Origin of the sequence: Sulfitobacter sp. 1A12157, from assembly GCF_043557345.1 — a bacterium.
In the GTDB taxonomy this organism is placed as follows: domain Bacteria; phylum Pseudomonadota; class Alphaproteobacteria; order Rhodobacterales; family Rhodobacteraceae; genus Sulfitobacter.
This window is the reverse complement of sequence record NZ_JBIFFV010000007.1, coordinates 1-14,988: the sequence shown is the minus strand read 5'-3', so window position 1 is coordinate 14,988 and position 14,988 is coordinate 1. Positions and strand designations below refer to the sequence as shown.

Genomic DNA, 14,988 nt, shown 5'->3' with positions numbered 1-14,988 from the left:
GCCCCAAACCCCAGAAAGAGGACGCACCCTTGCTGACCATCGAGAACATCGAAGTGACCTATCACCACACGGTGCAGGCGCTGCGCGGGCTGTCGCTGGAAGTGCCGGACGGCAAGATCGTCACGCTTCTGGGCACCAATGGCGCGGGCAAGACGACGACGCTGAAGGCGGCGAGCAACCTACTAGCGCTGGAGAACGGCGAGGTGGGCGAAGGGCGGATTAGCTTCAAAGGCCAGTCGATCATGTCGATCCAGCCCGACCGTCTCGTGCAGCAGGGGCTGTTTCACGTGCGCGAGGGGCGGCGGGTCTTCAGCGAGATGACGGTGGAGGACAACCTCATCGCCGCCTCCTATGCGCTGGACCGGCGGCAGGCGAAACCCGATTACGACAAGGTCTATGCTTTCTTTCCCCGGTTGAAGGAGCGGCGGCGGCAGATCGCGGGCTATCTGTCGGGCGGGGAGCAGCAGATGCTGGCCTTTGGCAGGGCGATGATCGCGCGGCCCGAACTCATCCTGATGGACGAGCCGTCGCTGGGGCTGGCGCCCAAGGTGGTGGCGGAAATTTTCGACACGATCAAGCGGCTGAACCAAGAGGACGGCACCGCGATCCTGCTGGTGGAACAGAACGCCGGGGTGGCGTTCTCGGTCGCGGATTACGGCTATATCATGGAAAGCGGCCAGATCGTCATGGAGGGCGATGTGGAGAAGCTGCGCGGCGACAAGGATATCCAGTCCTTCTACCTCGGCATGGGCGAGGAGGGCGGCGCGCGGCAGTCTTTCCGCGACGTGAAACATTACAAGCGCCGCAAACGCTGGCTCAGCTAGGGAGGCCCGTGATGGCATTCGACGAGTTCAAGGGCGATTTCGCGCCGCTGGTGCGCATGGTGCACAACCACGCCAAGAACCGCCCCGAGGGCGTGGCGATGCGGCAAAAGGAATTCGGCATCTGGAACGAGATCACCTGGGCGGGCTTGCAGGAGATCATGCAGGCGACGGCGGCGGGGCTGGTCGATCTGGGGCTGAACGCGGGCGATCATGTCGGCATCCTCAGCGAGAACCGCGGCGAATGGGTGCAGGCGCAATTCGGCATCAACGCGGCGGCGGGCGTGGTCGTGGGCATGTATCCCACCAGCCCGGCGGCGGAGTTGGATCATCTGATCAACGCCTCGGATGCCACGGTGCTCTTCATCGAGGATCAGGAGCAGCTCGACAAGATCAAGGAGTTGGGCGGGCGGGTGCCGCAGCTGCGCCAGCTGGTGATCTTCGACCCAAAGGGCACGAGGGGCGAGGATCTGCTGGGGCTGATCAGCTTTGACGATCTGCTCGAACGGGGCCGGGCGCGGCTTTCGGAATTGCAAGACGACCTGCGGGCGCGGCAAGCGGGGATCACGCCCGACGACACCGCGATGATGGTCTTCACCTCCGGCTCCACCGGCCTGCCCAAGGCAGCGGAAATTTCCTACGGCAACATCCACGCGGGCGTGGGCGTGGCGCAGGATGTCTTCGGCGACTACCCGCCCGGAACGGATGTGCTGAGCTACCTGCCGCTGTGCCATATCGCCGAACAGGCAGTGACCGTGATCAATGGGCTGGCGCAGCAATTCGTGATGAACTTCGGCGAGAGCCTGAGGACCATCACCCTCGACCTGCGCGAAGTGGCGCCGCAGGTGTTTTTCGGCGTGCCGCGGATCTGGGAGAAGATGCAGGCGGGCGTGCTGGTGCAGGCGCAGACCGCGGGGCGGATCAAGGGGCCGATGACGCTGATGGCGCTGAAGGGCGCGCAGCGGCGCGGCATGATCCGGCGCGACAGGTGGCACGCCGTGGACCGGCTGGCCCATGCCTTCTGGGACGCGCTGATCTACCGGCATATCCGCAGTTATCTCGGCCTCGGGCGGACGACCTTTGCGATCTCAGCCGCCGCGCCGATCAGCGCCGAGCTTCTGGGCTTCATGCGCGGCATCGGGGTCAATATCCGCGAGGCCTGGGGCATGTCCGAAACCTCGGGCGTGGGCACGATCCAGCGTTCATGGGGCCAGTGCGACGGGCGCATCGGCTTCCCGGTCAGCGGGGTGCGCACCCGGATTGCCGAGGATGGCGAGGTGCTTTTCTCGGGCGGGACGATCTTCAAAGGGTACTACAAGAACCCCAAGGCCACCGCCGAGACGATCCGCGACGGCTGGCTGCACACCGGCGACGTGGGGCGTGAGGAGGCGGACGGGTCGATCACGCTGATCGACCGCAAGAAGGACATCATGATCAACGCCGCGGGCAAGAACCTCGCGCCCGCGCATATCGAGAATGTCATCAAGGCCAGCCCCTTCATCAAGGAGGTCGTCGCCGTGGCCGACAAGCGGCCCTATGTGACCGCGCTGGTGCAGATCGACATGGAAACCGTGCGGCTCTGGGCCGAGGGGCAGGGGATCGCCTATACCACCTTCCGCTCGCTCGCCGAGCACCCCAAGGTGCAGGAATTGATCGACGCGGAAGTGGCCAAGCAGAACCGCGATCTGGCGCGGGTCGAGCAGGTCAAGAAGGTCTGGCTGATGCGCAAGGAGCTTGATCACGACGATGGCGAGGTCACGGCGACGATGAAGGTGCGCCGCGCCAAGATCTACGAGCTTTACGGGGACCAGATCGAGGCGCTCTACGCCGATTGAGGCTCAGAGCACACCGATCTCGGCCAGCGCGCGGTTCAACTCCACGGGCAGTTCCGCCTCGACCTCGCGGCCCTCGGGCAGGTCGGGCGGCGCGTCCTCGGGCTTGAGGTAGCGCCAACCTTGGAAGGCGCGGCGCAGGCTGTTCTGGGTGCGGACGATCTCGGGGTCCAGCACGATGGCGCAGCGGCGGATGCCATCGGCGCGGGTGATCTCCTCCAGCCGCACGATGCGCTGGCGGGCCTGGATCACGCCCTTGATGACCCAGTAGATCGAGCCGCCGTTGAGAATCTCGGCCTCGCGCTTGGGCCACATGCGGGTCACATGGCGCGGCAACCCGTCATGCGTGCGCACGTCCTTGCGCGCCTGCCAGCGGACGAGGCTTTCGACGCCTTCGGTGCCGACCGAAAGTTTGATTAGATTGATGTAGTTATCCAAAAGATCCCCCGGAGCGCTGCCTGAGAATGCGCCTTTATATAGTAGTTTCTCCTTCGGAGCTAGCAAGGTATTGTGGTAGGCTGAAGAATAAATTCCAGCCGATCTGCATTTTCGGCGTTGAGAAATCAGCCCGGCCTGTTGTATCGATGCCAACTCTTAAGTCGCATTCGTGCTGCCCTCACGACTCAAAGGAACCGTTGTATGTCCCGCTTTACCGCCCCGATCGCCGAACAAATCTGGGATATGAAATACCGTTTTAAAGGGGCCGATGGCACCCCGAAGGACGTCACGGTGGAGGACACATGGCGCCGCATCGCCCGCGACCTCGCACAGGTCGAATCGAAGGCGGATGTTTGGGAAGACAAATTTTTCAACGCGCTGGAGGATTTCAAATACCTGCCCGCGGGCCGCATCACCGCAGGCGCCGGCACCGCGCGCCGCGTGACGCTGTTCAACTGCTTCGTCATGGGCACCGTGCCCGACAGCATGTCCGGCATCTTTGACATGCTCAAAGAGGCGGCGCTCACCATGCAGCAGGGCGGGGGAATCGGCTATGACTTCTCCACCATCCGCCCGCGCGGCGCGGATGTGCTGGGCGTCTCGGCGGATGCCTCCGGCCCGCTGTCCTTCATGGATGTTTGGGACGCCATGTGCCGCACCATCATGTCCGCAGGCTCCCGCCGCGGTGCGATGATGGCGACCATGCGTTGCGACCACCCGGATGTGGAAGATTTCATCGCCGCCAAGTCCGACCCGGCGCGTTTGCGCATGTTCAACATGTCGGTGCTCGTCACCGACCCCTTCATGGAGGCCGTAAAGGCCGATGGCTCGTGGGATCTGCTTTTCGGCGACAAGGTCTACAAAACCGTGCAGGCGCGCGATCTGTGGAACAAGATTATGCAGGCGACCTATGATTATGCCGAGCCGGGCGTGATCTTCATCGACCGCATCAATGCCGCGAACAACCTGAACTATTGCGAGACCATCGCCGCCACCAACCCCTGCGGCGAGCAGCCGCTGCCGCCCTATGGCGCCTGCCTTCTGGGCTCGATCAACCTTGCCCGTCTGGTGGCGCAGCCTTTCGAGGATGACGCCCATCTTGACCAAGACGCGATGAGCGAGTTGGTCGCCACCGCCGTTCGCATGATGGACAATGTGGTCGATGTGTCGAACTTCCCGCTGCCCGAACAAGCCGCCGAAGCGCAGAACAAGCGCCGCATCGGTCTGGGCGTCACCGGCCTTGCCGATGCGCTCTTGATGGTCGGCCTGCGCTACGGCTCCGACGAGGCGGCGGCCCAGACCGAGGCATGGCTCAAAGCGATCGCCCGCGCCTCCTATCTGGCGAGCGTGGAACTGGCCAAGGAAAAGGGCGCCTTCCCGCTCTTTGATGCCGAAAAGTTCCTCGCCTCCGGCACCATGCAGCAGATGGACGACGACGTTCGCGAAGCGATCCGCGAGCACGGCATCCGCAACGCGCTTTTGACCTCCATCGCCCCCACCGGCACGATCAGCCTCTATGCGGGCAACGTGTCTTCGGGGATCGAGCCGGTCTTTGCCTATGCCTACACCCGCAAGGTGCTGCAAAAAGACGGCAGCCGGACCGAGGAAGAGGTTGTCGATTACGCCGTGCAGATGTGGCGCGAGCTCAAAGGCGACGCGCCGCTGCCCGACTATTTCGTCAACGCCCAGACCCTGCCGCCCGCCGACCACGTCAAGATGCAGGCCGCGGCGCAGAAATGGATCGACAGTTCGATCTCCAAGACCATCAACTGCCCTGAGGACATCTCCTTCGATGCCTTCAAGGACGTTTACATGCAGGCCTGGGACACCGGCTGCAAAGGCTGCACCACCTACCGCCCCAACGACGTAACCGGCTCGGTCCTGAGCGTCTCTTCCGAGAAGAGCGACAAAGCCCCCGCCGACAGCCCCGATCAGGTCAGCGAAGGCGGCGAGATCGTCTATATGTCCGACCCGCTGGACCGCCCCGCCGAGTTGGAGGGCAACACCTACAAGGTCAAATGGCCCGACAGCGAGCATGCGCTCTATATCACCATCAACGACATCGTGCTGAACGGCCATCGTCGCCCCTTCGAGGTCTTCATCAACTCCAAGAACATGGAGCATTTTGCCTGGACCGTGGCGCTCACGCGCATGGTCTCGGCCGTGTTCCGCCGTGGCGGCGATGTGTCCTTCGTGGTGGAAGAGCTGAAAGCCGTCTTCGACCCGCGCGGCGGGGCTTGGATGCAGGGCAAATACATCCCCTCGATCCTCGCGGCCATCGGCGGCGTGATCGAGCGCCACATGATCGCCACCGGCTTCATCGCGGGCGAGGGCATGGGGCTGAAGACCGACCCGCAGGCGAAGGTCGTGGGCTTGGATGCCCCGCGCGGCAAGTCCTGCCCGTCTTGCGGTCAGTTCGACATGCGGATGGTCGAGGGCTGCATGACTTGCGGGAGCTGCGGGCATAGTAAGTGTGGGTGAATTCTGGGGGCGTATTGTAGTCAGAGGCAGTCCAAGGAGAAACATGCGCAAAGAAAACTTAAAAGCGTGCGCAAAACCTTGGAGGTGCTTGGGTTTCTACATCACTCAGTCACAAGTCACTGAAAAAAGGGGAAAAGAAGCGCAGCCTTCGCTCTTTTCCCCTTTTACGATGCAGTAAAGAGTGCTTAAAGGTCCGTTGGTATGTCTGAGCGCAGGTAAACATTCCCATACTCTTCCCCAACGGGGGAGAATGGGTTGACCGATTAGGGCCCTCACTTTGGAGGACAGGTTCTGCCAGCTTATGTCTAAGGACAGGAGCATCGTGCGCGGCTTGAAATACCGTTCGTTGAAATACGCGGCATCCTCATCGGTGATCTAGTACTGCAGGCAGTGAAACGAGATGCGGTCGCACGATCCTCGAATAACGACCCTGCTCGGCATCATACTTCGCAATTCAGCTATACTGCCGAACCGGAATGGTTCGCTACGAAACTGTAAACAAGAAAGGCGGAGCATTCAGCCCCGCCCACCTCTTGGAGTTAATCCGCAGTCTTGACCGACTGCTGAGTCCACCTCTGCCCGGAGAAAAAGTTTTCCATAATTAATGCCGTCAGGGCTGAACGGGTAAACGCCAGCGGCAGAAAGTAAGGCGGACATCTGTTGCCAAGATTTTCCATGCGCTCTGGACATGGTCCGGTAGGTGTAGAACTTCTCGTGGAACTGAACCGTGTCCACCTCAGCGAAATACCGTTGAATGGCGCGGGTTCGGGGGTTCCGAATTAAGGTCGCTGTTATATGTCCATTCGAGATCAGTCGGTTCAGAAATACCGGCTGCCCGATACCCACGGTCTTTCCAAAAATCTCCAAAGACATGGCGGCCGGCCCATCATCAGAGAGAGCCGCCGAAACTTCGTCGTGATAGACGTAGATAGCCTTGTACCCATCGAAGTCAGAATGATTGCCCACCCGTCGGACCCGGCCTTGCTGGATTGCCTTTACGATATCGCCGGGTCGAATCTTCAATCGAGCTGCAGATTTTGAGATGTGTTCCCATCCGTGCTGGGCCTGTCGGAGAGGCTCCGCTCCGGCAAGCAAGCTGTCAATGAAGGCCTGCCCTTCCCGGGGATCCCAGACATTTTTCGTGGTGGTGTCCGGCAACTTCGGCGCTAGGACACCATCCTCCGACAGCAGGTTGAACTGGGATCTGGACATGCCGAGACCTTCGGCAAAGGATTTTGCTGGCAGCAGGGTCGTCAGTGAATCGAGCAAGGGCGCGGCAGCTTCCGCGTCGAACACTGCCCAAGCGTCGGGACGGGCGTCATTCAGGATTCCAGCGCTCTCGAGCATCTTCCGCATACGGCGTGAGTCGATCCCCGTTTCCCGGGAGGCCGAACGCACCGAATGTAACCGCCGCCTTTCCACTGGTTCCCCGAGCAGATCATCTCCGGCGTTGAGAGGCCAAGTTTCAAGCAGGTGTTCTCGCAGGATGGCACGGAAAGGAGCATACTCAGGGACATCTGCGTAGCCTCGGGACAAACGGTCATATAAAACCGGATAAATTGCCTTTGGCCCCTGATGTGGGTCGCCGGGTAGGTCCTGCAAGCGTTGCAAGGCGGTCTTGATAAACTTTGGACCATGCCGGGAGACCTCATATCCCATTTGTAGTAGCGCCCAGCGATCCTCCGGGTCGACGTCCGATAACGATGTGGTCTCATGACGCAAGCGGGCACTTCCCAGTAAAAAACAGAAGGTGGAGGCTGCATGCAAAGGATGCAGATCTAACCAGCAGTTTCCTGACCCATCAACAAGCCTGGCTTCCAGCCATTTGTCGAAGTCCGTAAGTTCACGGATCTCGCGGTCAAACTCACCGGCAACAATGGCTGGCGCGATAGACCGGAATTGCGTCACGGTGTCATATCGAGCGAAGGGCTGGGTCTCCCGCCAGAGCGGGACAAGAGGGTGCTTATGCGCAACGCAGATAGTCATGTGCGGAACCAGCCAGTGCCCGCGGATTGCCATCGAATACTCTGGCGATCGTTCCGATGAATTGGCGTCGTGTTTCAGACAGATGGGACAACCCCGGATTTCAGGGTTGCGGATGATTTTTGCAGGATAGATTTCCCCGCAAAGCTCATGGCGACGACCTTCAAGTTTTGTTCCCGACCAGTGTTGCAGGCACTCGTGATCAGTCCCGCCCAACATAGCTAGTGTCCTGATAATATCCGGTTCACCGTTCAGAATGCGCTGGAATGGAATGCCTAGTTCAATGCCGAATTCCCGTAGGTCCACTCTATTTACTGCCGCCAGTCTAGACATATGGGAGAAAGCGGTTTCCCGCGGGGCGGAGGCCGTCCTAAGAGGAAGGGGCGCGACATTGATCATGAGTTACTCTTATTTTTCGTTTCATCACCCAGCTATGCCATGTTTAGTCAACTGCAAGCTAATACCATTGTTTCAATTGCCGTCTCTCGTAAAGCCGGTTACATAGCATCAACAAAGGAGCTTCTCTGGGGTTTCGTCATACATATCCGAATGAGACCAAACCTCATTACCTGAGACGGCCCAGGAAGAGCGCGAGGCGTTTCCAAAGTATTTTCTGCCTCAAGTGCCTGACACGAACGGCCCAGAATGAGAGGCGACGCCCCATCGCAGCTTCTTTGGAGCTGCCATTGATGTTAAGCACAGCATTTTTACCGGACAGACGTCAGCTAAGCGGACATTCCTGCCATTCGCCGCGGGCGCTTAGTTTGCGCTGCAGATGCGAAGTTCTTTGAGATGAAGGGCGGAGAGCTGACCTTTGCTGCAAGTGCGATACGGCGACGTCGGTGATCTAATAGCGGACATTCCTGGATTACCGTCACCGGTCTCATTGCGGCCTTCGCGATTCGAGTGATCAATGTCCGGCGCGGCGGAGCTGGCGCCCCCCCGCGCGCGCCAGGGGGCCTGATCCGGATGGCCGACCGAGGCCCTCAGCCCAGGGAACATTCCGGCCCGACAGGCACGATGCCGGTGGGGTTCAGCGCCTTGATCGAGTAGTAGCCGCGCTTGATGTGGTCAATGCTGACCGTATCGCGCACCCCGGGGATAGCGAGGATACGGGCCTGGTAGCGGCTTAGGGCAGGGTAGTCCGCGATGCGGCGCAGGTTACACTTGAAGAGGCCGTGATAAGCCACGTCGAAGCGCACCAGCGTCACGAAGAGTCGCACATCGGCCTCGGTGAAGCGACCTCCCAAAAGGAACCCGCGACCGTCGCCGAGGCGCTCCTCGAGTTCATCGAGCATTGCGAAAACCTCGCAGAATGCTTCCTCGTAGGCGACCTGCGTGGTGGCGAAGCCCGCGCGGTAAACGCCATTGTTCAAGCTCGGATAGATGCGGTCGTTGAGCGCCTCGATGTCCTCGCGGAGGTCCGCCGGATAGAGATCGATGCTATGGTCGGCCAGATCTCCGAAACCGGAGTTCAGCATCCGCAGAATGTCGGCGGACTCGTTGTTCACGATGGTCCCGCGCTTCTTGTCCCAGAGCACCGGCACCGTGGCCCGGCCCGAGATCGTCGGGTCGGCCCGGGTGTAGATTTCGTGCATATAGGACGCGCCCTCGGCCTCGGTCGGATCGCCGAAGTGCCAGCCCTGGTCGGAGAGATCCGGTTCGACGACCGAGACCGAGATCACGTCCTCCAACCCTTTCAGCTTTCGGGCGATCAGCGTCCGCGACGCCCAGGGGCAGATCAGCGCGACATAGAGGTGGTAGCGGCCCGCCTCGGCCTTGAAGCCGCCCTCGCCGGTCGGCCCGGCGCTCCCGTCAGGCGTCACCCAGTGGCGGAAGCTGGAGGTCTGGCGGACGAAGCCACCCTTGTCGTCCTTGGCCTGGACCGGCTGCCAGTCGGCAACCCATTTCCCGTCTCGAAGCATGATCGTCTCCTTAATTCTTGAGCGTGATTGCGGTGCCCCAGGGATCGCGAACGGTCAGGCCGTTGGCATTCTTGATGCTTTCAAGCCCGGCGCTTTCAACCCGGCCAGCGATGGAGGCAATGTCCGCCGCATCACGGACAACAATCTCGATGGCATCGAGACCTGCCATACCCTCGGGGCGTTTGCTGGCCCGGCGGCTGTTCCAGATATTGCCGGCAAGCTGGTGGTGGTAGCCGCCGCTGCCGTAGAAGCTGGCCCCAGGATAGCGCGCCGCGATATCGAGGCCGAGCACGTCGCGGTAGAAGCGGTCGGCTTCGCCCGTGTCGCCCACCTGAAGGTGGACATGGCCGATGCTGCCGTTCTCGGGGAAACCCGACCATTTGGTGCCTGCGGCGCTTTGCAGCAGACCCTGGAGATCCAGCGAGTCGGTGCTCATCCGGATCTCGCCGTCCTCGCCGTGCCAGGCCGAGACCGGGCGGTCCGTATAGACCTCGATGCCGTTGCCCTCGGGATCGGCGAGATAGAGCGCCTCGCTGACGATATGATCCGAGGCACCGTGAAGCGGCACACCCGCCTCGGCGATGTGAGCGACCCAGCGGGCCAGGTCGGATCGGGTCGGCATCAGGAAGGCGGTATGAAAGAGCCCGGCCTGCCGCGGGTCGAGTGGGGAAAGGCCTGGGTCGCCCTGAAGCTCCAGAAACGGCGTGTCGCCGGTGCCGAGGGTGACGCGATGCTCGCTGGTCGCGACCGGGCTGAGCCCCAGCGCCATCTGGTAGAAAGTGGAGACCGCATCGAGGTCCCGCACCTTGAGCCGGACCGCCCCGATACGCATCGGCGCGGTCGTCATGTCGAAGAAGTGGTCGACGGTGGTCATTGCAGGTCTCCTTGTGAAAGAGTGCGGCCGCGGGAGGTGACCCGCGGCCAGCAAGGGAGGTCAGGCGAACTGGCCGAGGCGTTGGTCGAGTTGCGGCACGCGCAGCGCGAAGGCTCCGCGTCCCAGGACGGCGACGACGCCTTGCACGACCGCCCAGAACAGCGGGTATTCCCAGCCGCCGCCTTCGTTCGAGAAGCTCCAGCCGAAACCGGAATGCGCCCATGTCGCGCCCAGGAGGACAGGGATCAGCGCGATCGAGACGAGGCGTGTGCCGAGACCGAGGATCAGGGCGATACCGCCCGCCAGCTCTGCGAAGATCGTGAAGTAGGCGAGCACGCCGGGCAGGCCGAGGCCTTCGAAGAAGGCGACGGTGCCGGGGATGGTAAAGGCGCTCACCTTCATCCAGCCATGGGCGAGGAACAGGACGCCGGTCGAGATGCGAAGGGCGGCGGCGGCGTAGTCGGTATGGGTCTGCGTGGTCATGTCAGATGCTCCGTGGGGTTGGGGATGTCAGGAAAACTGCCAGCGCGGCGCGATCCCGGTGCCGTGACCGAAGACGTAGCCGAACTGGATGTTGAGGAAGCCGATGGGCTCGAGGTAGCGGGCGTTGGCGAGCGGGCCGGCATCGACCGGCTCGAGGCCGATCTCGGCGGCCAGCGCCTTGACCGTCTCGCGCGCGGCCTCGTCATCGCCAGCGACGAAGGTCTGGATGGGCTGGCCATTGACCTTGAGGCCCGTGCCGTAGTTCTGGGCGAAGACCGTTTTGAACGCCTTCACCACCGTCGCGCCGGACAGGCTGGAGGCGATCTCTTCGGCCGCCGAGGTCTTGTGCCCGACTTGAAGGCCGGAGAAGTCCTCGGTCACCGGGTTCGAGACGTCGATGACGGTCTTGCCGCTGAAGTCGGCCTTGCCGGCAAGATCCGCGATGGCCCCGTAGGGCGTGGCGACGACTACCACCTCCGCCTTGGCGACGGCGGTAGAGAGAGCGTCGTTGCGGCCGATGGTTGTCACTTCGTGGCCGGCCTCGCCCAGAATCCGCGAGAGCCCTGAGCCGACATTTCCGTTGCCGATAACTGCGATACGCATGGCATTCTCCTTCGCTTTGCCGCCCTGCGGCGGCCTGTTGATCACTAAAGCGAAAGTAAGGCTTTCCCATATTCCATAAAATAACGATGTTATGGAGTGACTATCGCGAATTTATTCTCAAAAGGGCGCTCATGGATATTGTCGACGAACTCAAGGCTTTCGTGGCCACCGCACGGACCGGTTCCTTCACCGCAGGGGCCGAGCAACTGGGGGTCTCGAACCGCCTGACCTCGAAATACGTGGCCGAACTGGAGGCGCGCCTCGGCGCGCGGCTGCTCCAGAGAACGACCCGGAAGGTGGGGCTGACGCCAGCCGGCGAGGATCTCCTCGCGCGGGCGCCAGCCGTCCTCGATGAGCTCGATGCTCTGCTGGGGTCTGTGTCAGAGGGGTCGCGCGGCCTGAGCGGGATCATCCGGGTCTCGGCGCCTGTGACCTTCGGCGAAGTCTACGTGGCCGGCATGTTGGCCCGGTTCGCCGAAGCGCACCCGGACCTGACTTTCGACCTCAGGTTGGACGATCGCTACGTCGACTTGGCCGCCGACGGCATCGATCTGGCGTTCCGGATGGGTGTGTCGGAGACGCTGTCACTCAAGACGCGCAAGCTCGGCACGTTTCACAGCTCACTGGTTGCGCATCCAGACTACGTGAATGAGCACGGGGCACCGAGAACACCGGATGATCTCTCTCAGCACGCCTGCATTATCGATACCAACCGGCGCCAACCGCATCGGTGGACGTTTAGCAAAGACGGCACCGCGATCGTCGCCCAGGTGCGGGGCCGGTTCCATGTCAACTCGGCCCGGGCGGCAATCGAGTTGGCCTCGGCCGGCATGGGGATCGCCTATGCGCCGCGGTTCGCGACCGCCGACATCCTGGACACTGGCCGCCTCGTTCCATTGCTCGAGGATTTCGACATGGATGGGGGACCGGTTACCGTCGTTTATCTCGAAGGTCGGACCTTACCTCGAAAGATACGAACCCTCATCGACTTCGCTGCTGAGGATGTTCACGCCATGTCTTGACGAGCCATGAGAGGCAATCCTGGTCGGGTCAACAGCACCGACATGAATGGCACCTTCGGGTAAGTTGCGACGCAGCGAAAACCTCCCTGACGAAGGTCTGGTCTGGGCCCGTGAACGACTGCCTTCCACTTCCGAGAGAAAGGGCGGAAACCAGACCTTCGCCGCGCTCTGGGTGGAGGGCTGCTACGCGGACAAAGCTGCCATTGGTAATTCTGATCTAAACGGCCGCTTTTTGCGGGTTGCGACAGCCGCGAAAATCAGCAGAGGCGGCGCTATCATTTACGGCGCATATGATTGCCGCCGGTTTGATCTCCATAGCGTCCGACTATTCTGCCGCGATCTCTTCCCGCGTCGACAGGATGTTGCTGGTGTTGTCTTCGATCCAGTCTGCGAGCACGCGCACATGTTGTGCGACCTCTTCGCCCATCGGGGTCAGGCAGTATTCAACATGGGGCGGCACGACCTTGAAGTCCTGCCGATGCAAAAAGCCATCGGCTTCCAATGTTTGAAGCGTCTGTGTCAGCATCCGGTCGCTGACCCCGCCGATCGTCCGCCTGAGCGCAGCAAAGCGGATCGTCCTTCCCTGAAGCGCAATCAGCGTCAGAACAGCCCAGCGGCCCGTGACATGCTTGAGGATAATGCGCGAAGGGCATTGCTGCGCTTGCAGGTTCCCGATCAATTTGCCCGAACGAATGTCGTCACTGAGTTTCGGCATGGCGACCTCAAAAGTTTATACTAACAAAAATGTATGTACTTACCTTTTGTAAGTAAAGGGCCTAGCTGTGGCGCATGGAAAGAAGAATGGAGAGATCTGCCATGACAATTGCAGTGACCGGCGCCACCGGCCAGCTTGGCCGCCTTGTTGTCGAGACCCTGAAAACCAAAAGCGCGCCCGAGGGCCTCGTTGCTTTGGCTCGCAATCCCGATAAGGCCGCCGATCTGGGCGTGCCTGTCCGTGCTTTCGATTACGACGCCCCTGAAACGCTCGCCGCGTCTTTGGAAGGCGTCGAGACGCTGCTGCTGATCTCGGGCAGCGATATCGGTCGCCGCGTTACTCAACATGCAGCGGTAATAGAAGCCGCCAAAGCTGCGGGTGTGAAGCATATTGTCTATACGAGCCTGCTGAACGCACCGAACAGCACGCTGGGCCTTGCGCTGGAACATGTGGAGACAGAAAAACTTCTGGCCGCTTCTGGCATCGGCCATACCGTTCTGCGCAACGGTTGGTACACGGAAAACTACACCATGGGGCTGCCCGCGGCACTGGAACACAACGCATTGATCGGTGCCGCCGGGGATGGCCGGATATCTTCAGCCACGCGGCAGGACTACGCCGCCGCTGCTGCGGCTGTCCTGCTGGACACGAGCCTTCAAGGCAAGACCTACGAGCTTTCCGGTGACGACAGCTATACCCTGACTGATCTGGCCGCGACGCTGTCTGCCCAGGCGGGCAGGGACATCCCTTATGTCAATATGACTGAGCCCAACTATGCGGCAGCGCTCACCGGCGCGGGCCTACCTGCCGAACTGGCTGGGTTCCTTGCCCATTGTGACGTCGAGGCGTCTAAGGGCGCGTTGTTTGATGAAGGAACGCAGCTTTCCACGCTGATCGGGCGCCCGACAACGCCACTCGCCTCGGCGGTAGCCACAGCCATCGGATAAGGCCTTTGTGCGGGGCGTCTATTCGCGCCCCGCCTCGAATTCTTGCGCTGCTTTCTGGGCAGCACTTAAGTGCTCCCTCCCTTGCTTCAACCAATGTCGGCTTTCGACGACCACCGGTCACCTGCGGACAGTGCAGCAGCGTTCAAAAAGGGCTCGTTCCTGCCATTAGCTGCATCGAGCACTGAGGCCGGCTTTGCAGGACGAATCGGGCATGGCAGCATTGCATTCTTGTCGCTTGTATTCGGTTCAGCTCCACATATGTAAAAGACAGCACGGTCCTGCAAACTGGAGTATTCACCAATGAAAAAGATCGATGTAAAAAAGGACTACAACCGGACAAAGTTTCTGATTATTGCCATGGTGGCACAGATTGTCGTGGTATGGATTGCCATGGCAATCTATCTGGCGTGGTTGAACTGACTACCAAATCGTGAACCGGGCTGTGCAAGTTGGTTTCCTTAGAACCGCGATGGCGGGAAATTGGAAAGGCGTGACACCTCGAATGCACAAACTGATGCCCGCAACCCGTACAACTCCTTGAATTTATCGATTGGCAACAGCTAATATTCATTGCTGAAGCCGTCGCTGGTGAATCGCGCAACATCAGGCGCTTTGGGCTGATTGTGTTGAAAAACCCTCCTGCAGCGCGCTGAAGCCGATTTCGGCAAAACTAAATTCCAAAGTATGGAAATTTCAACGTCACACCGGGTCTCTATTGGCTCATCGGAGAACAGCTCCCCACATTTTAGAAGTTTGCAGTTGCAGCAAATAGTTTTTCAACGGAATCGGCTCAAAGCCGACCTCGGATGCGGCGCAGCATCATATGGTATGATGTCTTGTCAACGTCGGGTTGTCGATGTGGGA

The 14,988-nt window shown here is 60.8% G+C and carries 12 protein-coding genes; 5 read left to right on the top strand and 7 right to left on the bottom strand.

All coding sequences use genetic code 11. The annotated features are described in order from the left end of the window. Window positions 1-29: 29 nt before the first annotated feature. Both ACGYLC_RS12630 and ACGYLC_RS12625 read left to right on the top strand, forming a co-directional pair. On the top strand, window positions 30-824 hold the full coding sequence (locus tag ACGYLC_RS12630; RefSeq protein WP_394423207.1) for an ABC transporter ATP-binding protein: 795 nt from the start codon (window positions 30-32) through the stop codon (window positions 822-824). A gap of 11 nt (window positions 825-835) precedes the next feature. Beyond that, window positions 836-2,656 carry an AMP-dependent synthetase/ligase gene (locus tag ACGYLC_RS12625; RefSeq protein WP_394423206.1) on the top strand — a complete coding sequence of 607 codons (1,821 nt, stop codon included), beginning with the start codon at window positions 836-838 and terminating at the stop codon, window positions 2,654-2,656. A gap of 3 nt (window positions 2,657-2,659) precedes the next feature. Here the strand turns inward: ACGYLC_RS12625 and ACGYLC_RS12620 are convergent, their stop codons facing one another. Next, the gene (locus tag ACGYLC_RS12620) at window positions 2,660-3,091 is read right to left on the bottom strand and encodes a DUF1489 family protein (RefSeq protein WP_394423205.1); all 432 of its coding nucleotides are present in this window, start codon (window positions 3,089-3,091) and stop codon (window positions 2,660-2,662) included. 201 nt (window positions 3,092-3,292) lie between these two features. On the opposite strand from ACGYLC_RS12620, the gene ACGYLC_RS12615 reads away from it, so the two are divergent. Continuing rightward, window positions 3,293-5,572, top strand: coding sequence for an adenosylcobalamin-dependent ribonucleoside-diphosphate reductase (locus ACGYLC_RS12615; protein WP_394399379.1), 2,280 nt, complete (start codon window positions 3,293-3,295; stop codon window positions 5,570-5,572). 516 nt (window positions 5,573-6,088) lie between these two features. Here ACGYLC_RS12615 and ACGYLC_RS12610 read toward each other — a convergent pair. The 5 genes from ACGYLC_RS12610 to ACGYLC_RS12590 all read right to left on the bottom strand — a co-directional run bounded on the left by ACGYLC_RS12610 (window position 6,089) and on the right by ACGYLC_RS12590 (window position 11,440). Then, complete coding sequence (locus tag ACGYLC_RS12610; protein WP_394423204.1) at window positions 6,089-7,954, bottom strand: TniQ family protein; 1,866 nt, start codon at window positions 7,952-7,954, stop codon at window positions 6,089-6,091. Between the two features lie 587 nt (window positions 7,955-8,541). After that, entirely contained in the window at window positions 8,542-9,480 is a 939-nt protein-coding gene (locus ACGYLC_RS12605; RefSeq protein WP_271689133.1) for a glutathione S-transferase family protein, read from the bottom strand. A 10-nt stretch (window positions 9,481-9,490) separates the two neighbouring features. Then, entirely contained in the window at window positions 9,491-10,354 is an 864-nt protein-coding gene (locus tag ACGYLC_RS12600) for a VOC family protein (RefSeq protein ID WP_394423203.1), read from the bottom strand. Between the two features lie 60 nt (window positions 10,355-10,414). Further along, a complete protein-coding gene (locus ACGYLC_RS12595; RefSeq protein ID WP_166125638.1) occupies window positions 10,415-10,837 on the bottom strand; it encodes a DoxX family protein in 423 nt (140 codons plus the stop codon). A gap of 27 nt (window positions 10,838-10,864) precedes the next feature. Continuing rightward, window positions 10,865-11,440 (bottom strand): NADPH-dependent F420 reductase, encoded by a 576-nt coding sequence (locus ACGYLC_RS12590; RefSeq protein ID WP_394423202.1) that lies wholly within the window; start codon window positions 11,438-11,440, stop codon window positions 10,865-10,867. 131 nt (window positions 11,441-11,571) lie between these two features. On the opposite strand from ACGYLC_RS12590, the gene ACGYLC_RS12585 reads away from it, so the two are divergent. Beyond that, window positions 11,572-12,462, top strand: a complete 891-nt coding sequence (locus ACGYLC_RS12585; RefSeq protein WP_394423201.1) for a LysR family transcriptional regulator — start codon at window positions 11,572-11,574, stop codon at window positions 12,460-12,462. A gap of 325 nt (window positions 12,463-12,787) precedes the next feature. Here ACGYLC_RS12585 and ACGYLC_RS12580 read toward each other — a convergent pair whose 3' ends face one another. Then, window positions 12,788-13,177: a winged helix-turn-helix transcriptional regulator gene (locus tag ACGYLC_RS12580; protein WP_394423200.1), complete on the bottom strand. Its 390-nt coding sequence runs from the start codon at window positions 13,175-13,177 to the stop codon at window positions 12,788-12,790. Window positions 13,178-13,278: 101 nt separating this feature from the next. On the opposite strand from ACGYLC_RS12580, the gene ACGYLC_RS12575 reads away from it, so the two are divergent. Next, entirely contained in the window at window positions 13,279-14,124 is an 846-nt protein-coding gene (locus ACGYLC_RS12575; RefSeq protein ID WP_394423199.1) for an SDR family oxidoreductase, read from the top strand. Window positions 14,125-14,988: the final 864 nt, after the last annotated feature.